At 67.8% G+C, this 12,674-nt stretch carries 12 protein-coding genes; 3 read left to right on the top strand and 9 right to left on the bottom strand.

Annotated elements, in window-relative coordinates; all coding sequences use genetic code 11:
* Positions 1-2: 2 nt before the first annotated feature.
* The 3 genes from CHU93_RS07820 to CHU93_RS07810 are packed head-to-tail and all read right to left on the bottom strand — an operon-like array spanning position 3 to position 4,341.
* Positions 3-743: a DsbA family protein gene (locus CHU93_RS07820; RefSeq protein WP_094473537.1), complete on the bottom strand. Its 741-nt coding sequence runs from the start codon at positions 741-743 to the stop codon at positions 3-5.
* On the bottom strand, positions 740-1,495 hold the full coding sequence (locus CHU93_RS07815; protein WP_094473536.1) for a thioredoxin domain-containing protein: 756 nt from the start codon (positions 1,493-1,495) through the stop codon (positions 740-742). The genes CHU93_RS07820 and CHU93_RS07815 overlap by 4 nt, the downstream gene beginning before the upstream one ends.
* A 50-nt stretch (positions 1,496-1,545) precedes the next feature.
* Positions 1,546-4,341, bottom strand: a complete 2,796-nt coding sequence (locus tag CHU93_RS07810; RefSeq protein WP_243375409.1) for a M16 family metallopeptidase — start codon at positions 4,339-4,341, stop codon at positions 1,546-1,548.
* A 62-nt stretch (positions 4,342-4,403) separates the two neighbouring features.
* Here CHU93_RS07810 and CHU93_RS07805 point away from each other — a divergent pair, with 62 nt between their 5' ends.
* A complete protein-coding gene (locus CHU93_RS07805) occupies positions 4,404-6,035 on the top strand; it encodes a M28 family metallopeptidase (RefSeq protein ID WP_094473534.1) in 1,632 nt (543 codons plus the stop codon).
* Here the strand turns inward: CHU93_RS07805 and CHU93_RS07800 are convergent, their stop codons facing one another.
* The 4 genes from CHU93_RS07800 to CHU93_RS07785 all read right to left on the bottom strand — a co-directional run bounded on the left by CHU93_RS07800 (position 6,036) and on the right by CHU93_RS07785 (position 8,727).
* A complete protein-coding gene (locus CHU93_RS07800) occupies positions 6,036-7,100 on the bottom strand; it encodes a 5-(carboxyamino)imidazole ribonucleotide synthase (protein WP_094473533.1) in 1,065 nt (354 codons plus the stop codon).
* A complete protein-coding gene (gene purE / locus CHU93_RS07795; RefSeq protein WP_094473532.1) occupies positions 7,100-7,603 on the bottom strand; it encodes a 5-(carboxyamino)imidazole ribonucleotide mutase in 504 nt (167 codons plus the stop codon). Before purE ends, CHU93_RS07800 begins: the two co-directional genes overlap by 1 nt.
* A gap of 94 nt (positions 7,604-7,697) precedes the next feature.
* On the bottom strand, positions 7,698-8,288 hold the full coding sequence (locus CHU93_RS07790) for a TetR/AcrR family transcriptional regulator (protein ID WP_133064352.1): 591 nt from the start codon (positions 8,286-8,288) through the stop codon (positions 7,698-7,700).
* 64 nt (positions 8,289-8,352) lie between these two features.
* Entirely contained in the window at positions 8,353-8,727 is a 375-nt protein-coding gene (locus tag CHU93_RS07785) for a hypothetical protein (protein ID WP_094473530.1), read from the bottom strand.
* Between the two features lie 106 nt (positions 8,728-8,833).
* Here CHU93_RS07785 and CHU93_RS07780 point away from each other — a divergent pair, with 106 nt between their 5' ends.
* Positions 8,834-9,880, top strand: coding sequence for an MBL fold metallo-hydrolase (locus tag CHU93_RS07780; protein WP_094473529.1), 1,047 nt, complete (start codon positions 8,834-8,836; stop codon positions 9,878-9,880).
* Positions 9,877-11,604, top strand: coding sequence for a sulfatase-like hydrolase/transferase (locus CHU93_RS07775; RefSeq protein ID WP_094473528.1), 1,728 nt, complete (start codon positions 9,877-9,879; stop codon positions 11,602-11,604). Before CHU93_RS07780 ends, CHU93_RS07775 begins: the two co-directional genes overlap by 4 nt.
* Here the strand turns inward: CHU93_RS07775 and CHU93_RS07770 are convergent.
* Both CHU93_RS07770 and CHU93_RS07765 read right to left on the bottom strand, forming a co-directional pair.
* Complete coding sequence (locus CHU93_RS07770; protein WP_094473527.1) at positions 11,601-12,263, bottom strand: 2-hydroxychromene-2-carboxylate isomerase; 663 nt, start codon at positions 12,261-12,263, stop codon at positions 11,601-11,603. The two genes, CHU93_RS07775 and CHU93_RS07770, sit on opposite strands and share 4 nt — an antisense overlap.
* Complete coding sequence (locus CHU93_RS07765) at positions 12,260-12,670, bottom strand: DUF1330 domain-containing protein (RefSeq protein WP_094473526.1); 411 nt, start codon at positions 12,668-12,670, stop codon at positions 12,260-12,262. The genes CHU93_RS07770 and CHU93_RS07765 overlap by 4 nt, the downstream gene beginning before the upstream one ends.
* Positions 12,671-12,674: the final 4 nt, after the last annotated feature.

Below are 12,674 nucleotides of genomic sequence, written 5' to 3'. Positions count from 1 at the left end.
TCTTACCTCAGGGCGGCCTGCAGCTTGGGTTCCAGATCGGCCCAGGTGTAGGTGCCTTCCTGCACGGTGCCGTTGATGATGAAGCTGGGCGTGCCGGTGAGCTTGTATTCGTTCACCGCCTGGTTCCTGAGGTCGTTGATCGCCTTCACCTGGGCCGGATCGGCAAGGCACTGATCAAATTTGGCGCGCGGGATGCCGCGCAGCTTCACATAAGCGGCGAGGCCGCCCAGTTCGGCCATGCGGGCAATCGCCTTGTCTTCCGGCAACTTGGCCAGCGCTTCCTGATCGGGCTTGCTGATGCGGCCGAACGGCTCGGTCCAGCCGGCCTGATCGGCATAAAAGGCATTCAACAGGCCGAAGAAGGCGGTTTCGCCCTGGCAACGGGCCAGCACGGTGGCGGCGAAATCCGGGCCGTTCAGCACGAAGTTGCGATATTCATAGGAGACATTGCCGCTGGCGACATATTTGTTCTTGATCACCTCGGCCGCGGCCTCGTGGAATTCGCGACAGTGCGGGCAGGTGAGCGAGGCAAATTCCACCAGCTTCACGCGGGCATCCGGATTGCCCATGCGGAACCCGCCTTCCGGCGTGGCGGCGACCACATCCACCCAATTCTGGCCGGCCGGGGCGGCCACGGCCGGGCCGGCGCCCTGATCGGCGCTGGCGGCGGGCGCCGTCTTGCTGTCGTTGCAGGCGGCCAGGGTGAGGGCGGTGGCGGCCAGGAGCATCAGGCGCTTCATCATTTCGTCCTTCTGGGGGCGGTGGGGCGGGCAACCGGGGGCGTGCCAGCGGATTTCACTGCGGCGGCGAGGATCGGTTCCAGCGCCGCCCAGTCAAACACATCGGTCTGCATCTTGCCGTTGATGAGAAAGCTGGGGGTGCCGGTGAGGCCATGGGTTTGCACGGCATCGGTGCGGATGGCCATCAGCCTGTCCATCGCTGGCCTCGCGGCAAGGCAGGCCTGATATTGCGCCAGCGGCAGGCCGGAAAATTCCGGCAGCTTGCCTAAGGTCGCCATGCGCGGCCCCTGCTGATCATCGGGCAATGCCTGCACGGCGGCGCGATCCGCCTCGCCAATCTGCATGAACGGGGCAACCAGCTGATCCTGGCGCAGATAGGCCTTGTTGACGAAGGCCCAGGCCGCAGCCGGGGTCTGGCAATAGAGCAGGTGGCCGGCCATCAGATCGATGCCGTTGAGGCTGAAGGCGCGATATTCGTAGGAGACGGCGCCGCTGGCGATGTAGCGCGCCTTGACGACCGGCAGGCCGGTTTCGTGGAAATGCCGGCAGTGCGGGCAGGTGAGGCTGCCGAACTCCACCAGTTTCACCCGGGCATTGGGATTGCCAATGAGCAGGCCGCCGGCCGGCGTCAGGGCAATGCGGCCGGTCCAGTCAACGGCGGCAGCGGGTTTGGCGGCGGGCTTGCCCGGTGCCGCCGCCAGCGCGGGCGCAGCGAGCAGCAGGGCGGCGGCCAGAAGGGTGCGGGTGAACATCATCTGTTCTTAGCGTGGCAGGGCCGGCAGCGCCAAGCCCTGTTGCATTCGCCTCACTGTCCCTTCCTCACCTCGACGGCCATGCCCAGTTGCTTCAGCTGCGGTTCCACCCGGGCGGCATCGCCCACCACCACCCAGAGCAGATCATCGGTGCCGAACAGCTGCACAGCGCGGTTGAGATCGGCGGTGGTCAGCGCGGTGATGCGCTTGGCGACAGTGACATAATGATCGTCGGGCCGGCCGAAGAGATTGTTGCGCTCCATCGCCGAAAGAAAGGCGGTGCCGCGTTCGAATTCGCCGGGCAGGGCCAGCACGCTGTTGGCCACGGCCCGGTCACGCTCTTCGCCCGTAATCGGCTTGGCGGTCTTGATGGCGGCGATGTCGTCGATCATCGCCTTGATGCTGTCACCGGTGCGGTCGGTCTGCACCGGGGCATAGATGATGCTGGTGAGCTGGCCCTTGCCGTCGGACAGGCCGGCGAAGGCGCCATAGGCCCAGTTCTTCTCCTCGCGGATGTCCATGTTGATGCGGCTGGTGGACAGGCCGCCCAATATGTCGGCGGCGGCGCGTTCGGCATAGAGATCCTGCGCACCGGTGACGGGCAGCAGGCTGCCGGCGAGGATCAGGCTTTGCGGGCTGTTCGGCCGGTCCACCAGGATGATGCGCTGTTGGCGCAGCGGCGGCGGCGTGGCCGGCATCACCGCGCCCGCTGCGACGGCCGGATCGGCGCGCCAGTTGCCGAAGGCGGCTTCGAGCTGGGCCTTCAATTTGGCGGTGGTGATATCGCCGACCACGAACAGGGTGCCGGCATCAGGGCGCACCCAGCGCTTGTGCCAGGCGATCAGATCATCGCGGCTGATGGCCTTGACGCTGCCTTCCGTGCCCAGCCCGCTGGGCGGCGCGCCATAGGGGTGATCGGGGCCATAGAGCGCCGGGGTGAGGATGCGCCGGGCGATGCCAATGGGGTTGCTGGCCTCCTGCGCCAGCGCCGCCAGCTGCTGGCCGCGCACCCGTTCGATTTCGGCGGGCGGGAAATCCGGGCGCTGCACGATATCGGCAAACAGCTTCAGCGACGGGGCGAGGTTGGACGCAAGGGCATCCAGCGTCAGCCGCGTGCGGTCCTGCCCTGCCGAGGTGCCGATGCCGGCGCCCAGCCGCTCGCGCGCCTCGGCAATCTGCGGGCCGGTCATGCCGGCGGCTCCTTCGTCGAGCAGGTTGAGCGCCATCGACTGGATGCCGAGCTTGCCGCGCTCATCGGCGGCCATGCCGCCATTCAGGCTGAGCATCATGCGCACCAGCGGTACGGTGGTGCGGCGGGCGAATTCGACCTTGAGGCCGTTGGCGAGGGTGAAGCGCTCCACCGCCGGCCATTGCAGCAGCGGGGCGGCGCCCACCGCCGGTTCGGCCATGCGGGCGGGGCCGCGTGCCGGCTCGGCCACCTTGGCGGGCCTGGGCGGCGGCGGCACCTCCTCGGCAGCGGGGCGGTCGCCGGGCAGCACGGTCTGGACATAGGCGCCCTTGCCCAGCCAGTCGCGGGCGGCGGCTTGCACATCGGCCGGCGTCGCCTTGGCATACCAGCCCAGTTCAACACGATATTGTTCGGGATTGCCGGCATAGACGGCGCCTTCGGCCAGCGCGACCGCCTTGCCGCCAAAGCCGCCCACCGCCTCCAGCCCGCGGATGGTGCCGGCGACATTGCGGGTGGCGACACGGCTCACCTCGTCGGCGGTGGGGCCAGTGGCGATGAAATCCGCCAGCGTCTGCCTGACGATGGCCTCCACCTCCTCGGGCTTGGCGCCGGGGGCAAGGCGCACCTCCAGCTCGGCCATGCCGACCTTTTCATAGGCCTGCACCCCGCCTGACACGGCGACCGCGAGTTTCCGCTTGCGCACCAATTCGTTGTAAAGCCGCGAGGAGGGGCCGCCGGCCAGCACGGTGAGGCCGATATCGGCGAGCGCCGACGTGCGGTCGAGCCGGCCGGGCACCGGCCAGTGCCAGCTGAGGCGCGGCGTGGGCACCTTGTCGTACAGTGTCTCGCGCCGTTCCTGATCCCAGCGCGGCACCGGCGCGGCCAGGCGCTTCACCTCGGGGCCCTTTGGAATCGCACCGAAATATTTGGTCACCAGCGTGCGCGCCGTGGCCGCATCAATATCGCCGGCCAGCACCAGCACGGCATTGTTGGGGCCATAGTTGGCGCGGAACCAGGCCTGCACATCGGCTAGGCTGGCAGCGTTGAGATCGGCCATGGAGCCGATGGCATCATGGGCATAGGGGTGGCCGGCCGGGAACAGAGCCTTCAGCATGGCATAGCCGGTGAGGCCGAACGGCTCGTTGTCGCCCTGGCGCTTTTCATTCTGCACCACGCCGCGCTGGGCATCGAGCTTGGCCTGGTTCACGGCGCCCAGCAGCCAGCCCATGCGATCGGATTCGAGGAACAGCGCCAGCTCCAGCGCCTGGGTGGGCACATTCTCGAAATAATTGGTGCGATCGAACCAGGTGGTGCCGTTGGCATCGGTAGCGCCGACATTCTCCAGCTTCTTGAAGAACACGCCGTCGTTGTTCTCGCTGCCATAGAACATCAGATGTTCGAACAGATGGGCAAAGCCGGACTTGCCGGCCGGTTCATCCTTGGAACCGATGTGATACCACACGCTGACCGCGACGATGGGCGCCTTGCGATCGGTGTGGACGATGACGCGCAGGCCGTTGGGCAGGGTGAACTGCTCATACGGCAATTGCACCTGATCGACGAGGGCGGCGATGGAGGCCGCCGGCGGGTTGGCGGGCTGGGCCGCAACCGGTTGCGCCAGCATCAGGCCGGCAAGGGCGGCGATCATCAAGGGCTTCATGCACGACATCCCGTCAAAACAAGGCATTTGCCGGTGCATAGCGCGACTGATACAGCGCGCCAATGAACAAGCCGCTCCTGCTCGCCGCCGCCGCCCTGCCGCTGATCGCCGCAGCCCCGCCGCCCGCCGGTCCGCTGGCCGCCAGTTTCCGCAGCCATGTCGCCTTTCTGGCCGATGATTTGCTGGAAGGGCGCGGGCTGGGCAGCCGCGGGCACGAGATTGCCGCCAATTATATCGCCCAGCATTTCGCCCGGCTGGGCCTTCAGCCGGCCGGCACCAATTCCTATGTGCAGCGGATCGGCTTTGCCGAAAGCCGCTTCGCCAGCGAGCGCGAATCGGCGCTGCTTGATCTGGGCGCCACCAAGCTGACGCTGGAAAACGGCGTGGGGCTGGTGGTGTCGCCGGGCAGCACGGCCGGGGCGGAAGAGGTGACCGGCGAGATGGTGTTTGTCGGCTATGGCCTTCAGGACCCGTCGCAGGGCATTGATGATTATGCTGGGCTCGATCTGAAGGGCAAATATGCCGTGGTGCTGTCGGGCGCGCCCGATGGCATGAACAGCGAGATTGCCGCCCATCTGGCCCGCGTGTCGAAGGCGACGGGGGCCGAGGCGGCGGGCGCCATCGGGGTGATCACCATCCGCACCCTGAAGGAGGCGGAGCGCCTGCCGTGGGACAAATATGCCGGCCGGGCCCGGCTGCCGCGCCGGCTGGTGCTGGATCCAAACGGCCAGCCGCTGGGCGATGGCGCCGGCCTGAAGGTGCGCGCGGCCATTGATGATGCCGCCGCCACTGCGCTGTTTGCCGGGGCGCCCATGGATTTTGCCGCCGTGCGCGCCGCTGCCCAGAAGGGCATGGTCAAGGGCTTCCCCCTGCCCGGCCGCTTCACCGTGCGCCGCGCCACCAGCGTGGAGCGGATCAGCAGCCCCAATGTGCTGGCGCTGCTGCCCGGCACCGACAAGACGCTGGGACGCGAGATCGTGGTGATTTCCGCCCACAGCGACCATGTCGGCATGAAGGTGGGGGCCAAGCCGGGTGAGGATGCCATCTACAATGGCGCCATGGACAATGCCGCCGGCACCGCCACCCTGCTGGAGGCGGCGACCGCGCTGGTGAAGGCCCCGCCGAAGCGGACCGTGCTGTTCCTGGCCACCACGGCGGAAGAGTCCGGCCTGTTGGGTGCGGATTATTTCTCGCGCTTTCCCACCGTGGACGTGAAGCGGATCGTGGCCGATGTGAACATCGACATGCCGATCCTGACCTGTGATTTCGGCGATATCGTCGCCTTTGGCGGGGAGCGTTCGACCATCGGCACGCTGGTGGCGCAGGCCGCGAAGGCGGAAAAGCTGGGCGTTTCGCCCGATCCGCAGCCGGAAGAGGCGGTGTTCACCCGGTCGGACCATTATCCCTTTGTGAGGAAGGGCGTGCCATCGGTGTTCCTGAAGACCGGCTGGACGGACACCAAGGGCGGCCTTGCCTGCAAGGAGGCCGAGCGCAAGTTCCGCCTCAACAATTATCACGAGGTGTCGGACCAACTCGACCTGCCGTTCGACTGGAACGCCGCCGCCAAGTGGACGCGGCTGAACATCGGCATCATCCGCGGCCTGGCCAACGCCAAGGCGGCGCCGCGCTGGTATGAGGGGGATTATTTCGGCAACGCCTTTGCGGCCGGGGCGCCGAAAGCCAAGAAACCCTGATCAGCGGCCCAGCCGGGTGACATGGCCCATCTTGCGGCCGGGGCGCGACGCGCCCTTGCCGTAGAGATGGACATGGGTGCCGGGTTCGGCAAACAGCCGTGGCCAATCATCGGCCTGGTCACCGATCAGGTTGAGCATCTCCACTCTGGGCAGCACCAGATCGGTGGGGCCCAGCGGCAGGCCGGCGACGGCGCGGATATGGTTTTCGAACTGGCTGGTCAGGCTGCCCTCGATCGTCCAGTGGCCGCTGTTGTGGACGCGCGGGGCCATTTCGTTGAAGCGCAGGCCATCGCGGCAGGCGAAAAATTCGCAGGTGAGCACGCCGACATGGCCCAGCTTGTCGGCAATCCGGCGGCTGAGCGCCACGGCATCGGCGGCCTGGGCCCGCACCAGCGATGGCGCCGGCAGGCTGGAGGACGCAAGGATGCCGCCGGCATGGACGTTGACCGGCACCGGCCAATCAACCATGCGGCCATCGGCGCCACGGCACAGCATCACGCTGTATTCATGGGCAAATTCCACCATGCCTTCCAGGATGGCGGGCTGCTGGCCGATGGCATCCCAGGCGGCATCGGCGTCATCGGCGCTGTGGAGGCGGGCCTGGCCCTTGCCGTCATAGCCGAAGCGGCGGGTTTTCAGGATGGCGGGCAGGCCGATGCGGGCAATGGCCTCGTCCAGCTCGGCCCGGCTCGACACCGGGGCCCAGGGCGCGGTGCGGCCGCCGAGCCATTCGACGAACTGTTTTTCGGCCATCCGGTCCTGGGCCACTTCGAGGCTGTGGACACCGGGGTGGACCGGCACCAGCCCGGCCAGCAGGCGGACGGCGGCGGTGGGGACATTTTCCCATTCAAAGGTGACGACATCAACCGCGCCGGCAAAGGCGGTGAGCGCGGCCGCATCGGAAAATTCGGCGCGGGTGACGGCGGCGCAGACATCGGTGGCGGGCGGCGCGTCTTCGGGGGCAAAGACGTGGCAGCGATAGCCCAGCTGCGCCGCCGCGACCGCCAGCATGCGGCCCAACTGGCCGCCGCCCAGGATGCCGATGGTGGAACCGGGGGTGAGCATCAGGGCAGATCATCCGATGGCGCGTCGGCCACGGCATCGGTTTGCGCCTGGCGCCAGGCGGCGAGCCGGGCGGCCAGCGCCGGATCATTCAGAGCCAGGATGGCAGCGGCCTGCAGGGCCGCGTTGACGGCGCCGGCCTTGCCGATGGCAAAGGTGCCCACCGGCACGCCGGCCGGCATCTGGACGATGGAGAGCAAAGAATCGATGCCCTTCAGCGTGCGCGATTCGACCGGCACGCCCAGCACCGGCAGGCTGGTCATGCTGGCGGCCATGCCGGGCAGGTGCGCGGCGCCGCCGGCCCCGGCGATGATGATCTTCAGCCCGCTGGCCGCAGCGCCCTGCGCATAATCATGCAGGCGCAACGGCGTGCGGTGGGCGGAAACGATGCGGGTTTCGTGCGGCACGGCCAGCGTGGCCAGAATTTCGGCCGCGTGCACCATGGTCTGCCAATCGGATTGGCTGCCCATGATGATGCCCACCAGCGGGGGCTGTTCGCTTGCCATGGCCGTTCACCTTACCTGCGGAAAGCGGCAGCGTTTAGCCGCTGGCCCAGACACACGCAAAGAAATTCGCGCCACTGCGGCGGCGGGCCGTGGTTCAGTGCTTGTCGGCCAGCAGGCGTTCGACGGCGGCGGTCATCACCTCGGCCGCCTGGGTGTGCGACAGGCCGCGCCGTTCGCGCAGGCTGGCATAGCAATCAAGGCTGAGCCACAGATCAAGCTGTTCCAGCCACAGATCGTCGGCGCGCGCGGCGGCCGGCACCACCGATTCGAGCCGGCTGCGCAGCATTTCGTTGAACACGCCCGGGCCCAGATTCATCGTCGCGCTGCCATCGCGGAACAGTTGCGCCGCGCGGCTGTAGGCCAGGCCGCTTTCATACAGCTCCAGCCGGCGGGCCAGCGACTCACGCAGCTGGCCGTGCCAATCCGCCGCCTCATAGGGCCGCATGAGGTGGACATAGCGCTTGCCGATGCGTTCGAGCACGGCGGTGTAGAGCGAGGCCATGTCGCCAAAATGGCGGAACACGCTGCGCAGGCCGACATTGGCGCGGATCGCCACCACTTCGGCGCTGGGCGTCACCCGGCCTTCATCGATGATTGCCACCACGGCATCGATGATGCGTTCCCGGCTGGCCTGCGAGCGCAGGCGCCGTCCATCGGTTTCGTGCAGGCCAAGGGACTTCATCACGTCATTACAATAAATCAATGTTCTGCATAATGCAAAGTTTCGTATGACGCGGCGGCCGCGTCAATCAGCGTTTCAACCCAGACCGGCAGAGCAGCAGCAGGCTGATCATCACCGCTTCGGCGACCATGGGCGGGATCGCGTCCGGGCCGATGCCATCGGCGACCAGCGAGACGGCGCGGCCAGTGAGGGCGATGGCCAGCAGCATCACCGGCACCAGCAGGGCACGGCCATCCTTTTGCAAGGCCCCAATGAGGGCAAAGCTGCCGCCGGTGATGAAGAAACCGGGGAAATCGGCCCGCAGCGTGGCCATGCCCTGGCTGCCATCGGGAATCAGGAAGAAATTGGCGGCGGCACCGGCCGGATTGAACAGGAACAACAGGCCGATGGCGATGTTGAACAGCCCCACCGCAGCCACCAGCACCCGCAAGATCATCGTCATGGCCCTATTCCCCCCTTGGTCTGGCCGGCACGCTATCATTGATCGGGGGGAATGGAAGGGCGCGAAGGCCATTGTTTCATCGGCCGCACCGGCCTAGCCTTGGCCGATGCGACGCCTTGGGGGGATCTTGCTGTTGCTGCTGCTGGCCGCTGGCCTGTGGTGGAACCGTGTGCCGTTGGGCACGGAAATCTATGGCCGGGCCGCTGCCGCCCGGGCCGACCGGGATGCGCTGGCCGATGCCGGCGACGGGCTGACCCTGGTGTTCTGCGGCACCGGCACCCCCCTGCCCGACCCTGACCGGGCCGAGGCGTGCCTGGCCGTGCAGGCCGGCGACAATCTGATCCTGATCGATGCCGGCGATGGCGCGGTGCGCAAGCTGGCGAGCCGGGGCGTGCGGCTGGGCGGGCTGGATGCGGTGCTGCTGACCCATCTGCACAGCGACCATATCGAAGGCCTGGCCCCGGCGCTGCTGCTGCGCTGGACCGGCAGCGCGGCAACCACCCCGCTGCCGCTGATCGGGCCGCCGGGCACGGCCCAGGTGGCGCAAGGCTATAATCTGATGCTGGCGGCCGACGCGACCTATCGCACCGCCCATCATGGCGCAGCGATTGCCCCCAACGGCGGCGGCGCCTTTGCCGGGCGCGATGCGGGCCCCGGCGTGGTGTGGAACGCAGGCGGCCTGGTGATCACCGCCTTTGCCGTGAACCATGCGCCGGTGGCGCCGGCCTGGGGCTATCGCATCCAATACAAGGGCCGGATGGTGGTGGTGAGCGGCGACACCGCCGCCAGCGCCGCCGTGGCCAGCGCCGCCAAGGGGGCCGACCTGTTGATCCACGAGGCGTTGCAACCGCGCCTGGTGGCCGGCATCACCCGCGGGCTGGATGGCAGCGGCCAGCCGCGCACCGCCCAGATCACGCGGGACATATTGAATTATCACACCACGCCGGAACAGGCCGCCGATCTGGCTGCCCGCGCCGGCGTGCGCGAACTGGTGCTGACCCATATCGCGCCGCCGCTGCCCAGCCGGCTGTTCCACGCCGCCTTCCTGGGCGATGCGCCGCAGCGCTTTGGCGGGCGCATCCGCATTGCCGATGATGGCCTGCGCCTGTTCCTGCCGGCCGGCAGCACCGCCATAGAGGACGCAGCCTTGTGAAACGACGGGCGGCGATCCTGCTGGCGGCCAGCGCGCTGGCGCCGGCGGCCGCCCAGACGCCGGCCACGCCCCGGCCCAACATCGTGCTGATCATCGCGGACGACTGGGGCTTTTCCGATCCGGGCCGGTACGGCAGCGAAATTGCCACGCCGAACATCGATGCGCTGGCGCGGCAAGGCACAAGCTTTGCCAATTTCCATGTGGCGGCCAGCTGTTCGCCCACCCGTGCCATGCTGTTGACCGGCGTGAACGCCCACAAGGCCGGGTTGGGCAACATGCCGGAAACCATCCCGCCGGCGCATCGCGGCCAGCCCGGGTACAATGCGATGCTGGCGCCGGGGGTGACCACGCTGGCGCAACGGCTCAAGCGTGCGGGCTATGCCACGCTTTATGCCGGCAAATGGCACCTGGGGCACGACGCCGCCGATCTGCCCACCGCGCGCGGCTGGGACCGGGCGCTGGCGCTTTCGCAATCGGGGGCGGACAATATGGAAAACAAGCCCAACCGCCTGCTGTATGAACGGGCCGACTGGACGCGCGATGGCAAGACGGCGCGCCTGCCACGGCGCTTCTACAGCTCCACCCTGATCGTGGACGAAGCCATCGCCCAGATCGACAGCGTGCAGGGCAAGCCCTTCTTTGCGACGCTGGGCTTTCTGGCCAACCATATCCCGCTGCAGGCCAGCGAAGCCGACATCGCCCGATACCAGGGCCGTTATGCTGCCGGCTGGACGGCGCTGCGTGCGCGCCGCGCCGCCGGGGTGGCGCGGGCCGGGCTGTTGCCGGCGATCACCCCAGTGGTGATGGACAGCACGCGCGACTGGCAGGCGCTGGATGCGGCGGAACGGGCGCGCTGGGCCCGGGCGATGGCGGTTTATGCCGGCATGGCCACCGCGATGGACCGCGAGGTCGGCCGGCTGGTGGCGCATCTGAAGGCCAGCGGCCAGTATGACAACACGCTGTTCGTGTTCGTATCGGACAATGGCGCGGAGGCCACCAACCCGGAAGCCAACCGCTTCACCACCTTCAATGCCCGGCTGCAATATGATCTTGCATCCGAACGGCAGGGCCAGCCGGGCAGCTTCACCTATATCGGCGCCAGCTGGGCCAGCGCGGCGGCCAGCCCCTTGCGCGGTTTCAAGTTCAGCGCCTGGGAAGGCGGGGTGCGGGTGCCGTTCATCCTGTCGCTGCCGCCCGGCCTGCGCCAGGCCCGCGGGCAGGTGGCGACGGCGCCGGCCCATGCCGTCGATCTGGCGCCCACGCTGCTGGATCTGGCCGGCATCGCCGGGCGGCAGGGGCTGGAGGGCCGTTCCCTGGTGCCGGCGCTGATCGATCCGGCGGCGGCGGTGCATGATGCGGCCGAACCCATCGGTTATGAACTGTCGGGCAATGCGGTGCTGTATCAGGGGCCGTACAAGCTGGTGAAGAATCTGCCGCCCTATGGCGATGGCGCCTGGCATCTGTTTGACATCATGGCCGATCCGGGCGAGGCGCGCGATCTGGCGGCGGCCGATCCGGCCCGGCTGGCGGCGATGCAGGCGGCCTGGGCGGATTGGGCGAGGGCCAATCAGGTGCTGCCGATGCCGCCCGGTTACAGCGCGCCGCAGCAGATCCAGGACAATGCGACGCGCGATCTGCTGCCCGGCCGGCTGGCCCCGATGCTGGCCAGCCTGTGGCTACTGGCGGTGAGCCTGTGGGTGGGCCGGCGCTGGCGGCGCCGTTAGCGGGCCTGCAGGCCCTTTTGCCTGAGGCGCCAGACCAGCTGGTCGAAACGGTCCTGGCCGAAGAAGGGTTCGCCATCCAGCGCCATCAGCGGCACGCCATAATGGCCGGCGGCGCGCTGGGCGTCCTGATTGGCCTCGATCCGGGCGCGATAATGATCGGGATTGGCAGCGACGGCGGCATCCAGCGCGGCAAGATCGAGCCCGGCACGGGCGGCGGCATCGGCCAGATGATCGCCCTCGTGCCAATCATCCACCGTGCCCGACCAGATGGTGTGGGAGACTTCGCGGATGAAGGCGAGGCCGCGCCCGGCCTCCGTCGCGGCGATGCCGAGATGCGACAGGCGGTGGATGTGCGGCTGTTCGGGCGGATATAGGCGGGTGGCCGGGTCCATGTAGACCGGGTCGGGCTTGGGCCAGCGATAGGGCATGCGCAAGAATTCGGCCTCGCGATAGGTGTCGCGCATCAGATAGAACATCCACAGCGGATCGACCTTCTGGAAGAAATCCGCCTGCCGGACTGCGATCGGATAGACGATGCGGACATTGCAGGCGACATTGTGGGTGGCGACGAGATCAACCACGCGCGGCAGCAGCAGATAGGAATAGGGCGAGCGGAAGGACCAGAACAGGTCGAAGGCCAGAGGTGACTTGCTGGTCATGCGCGGGGCTTCGTGCGGATGTTGAGCTGGCCGGCCAGCCCGGCATATCGGTGAATCTCGATGGCCTGATATTCGGGCGTTGCCACCATCTGCAGCATGGCCTGCGGGCTGGGATAATAGGCCAGCGCGACGGCATCCCAGAGTTCCCCGACATCGCCCAACAGGATGCCGGTGACCGGGCCGGAATAGACGACATGGCCGCCCACCGCCTTCAGGCAATCCACCACGGCAGCGCCATAACGGTCATAGGCCTCGCGGCCCGACAGATCGGGATCGCGGCCGTCGGGATAGGTCGCCTTGTCCTTGAACTTCAGCAGGTTGACCATGACCATCGGGCCATGATCGGCATCGCTGAAAAAGGCCTGGGCCAGTTCCGGCCGGGACGCGGTCTCGTTGGTCACCTCCATGTGG

The organism is Sandarakinorhabdus cyanobacteriorum, from assembly GCF_002251755.1.
Lineage (GTDB): Bacteria > Pseudomonadota > Alphaproteobacteria > Sphingomonadales > Sphingomonadaceae > Sandarakinorhabdus > Sandarakinorhabdus cyanobacteriorum.
This window is presented reverse-complemented; position numbering and strand designations above follow the sequence as displayed.

Excerpts from the sequence above, each read along its gene's own strand:
- CHU93_RS07820 (WP_094473537.1), bottom strand. The coding sequence starts at position 743 with ATGATGAAGCGCCTGATGCTCCTGGCCGCCACCGCCCTCACCCTGGCC.
- CHU93_RS07815 (WP_094473536.1), bottom strand. The coding sequence starts at position 1,495 with ATGATGTTCACCCGCACCCTTCTGGCCGCCGCCCTGCTGCTCGCTGCG.
- CHU93_RS07810 (WP_243375409.1), bottom strand. The coding sequence starts at position 4,341 with ATGAAGCCCTTGATGATCGCCGCCCTTGCCGGCCTGATGCTGGCGCAA.
- CHU93_RS07805 (WP_094473534.1), top strand. The coding sequence starts at position 4,404 with ATGAACAAGCCGCTCCTGCTCGCCGCCGCCGCCCTGCCGCTGATCGCC.
- CHU93_RS07800 (WP_094473533.1), bottom strand. The coding sequence starts at position 7,100 with ATGCTCACCCCCGGTTCCACCATCGGCATCCTGGGCGGCGGCCAGTTG.
- purE (WP_094473532.1), bottom strand. The coding sequence starts at position 7,603 with ATGGCAAGCGAACAGCCCCCGCTGGTGGGCATCATCATGGGCAGCCAA.
- CHU93_RS07785 (WP_094473530.1), bottom strand. The coding sequence starts at position 8,727 with ATGACGATGATCTTGCGGGTGCTGGTGGCTGCGGTGGGGCTGTTCAAC.
- CHU93_RS07780 (WP_094473529.1), top strand. The coding sequence starts at position 8,834 with ATGCGACGCCTTGGGGGGATCTTGCTGTTGCTGCTGCTGGCCGCTGGC.
- CHU93_RS07770 (WP_094473527.1), bottom strand. The coding sequence starts at position 12,263 with ATGACCAGCAAGTCACCTCTGGCCTTCGACCTGTTCTGGTCCTTCCGC.
- CHU93_RS07765 (WP_094473526.1), bottom strand. The coding sequence starts at position 12,670 with ATGGAGGTGACCAACGAGACCGCGTCCCGGCCGGAACTGGCCCAGGCC.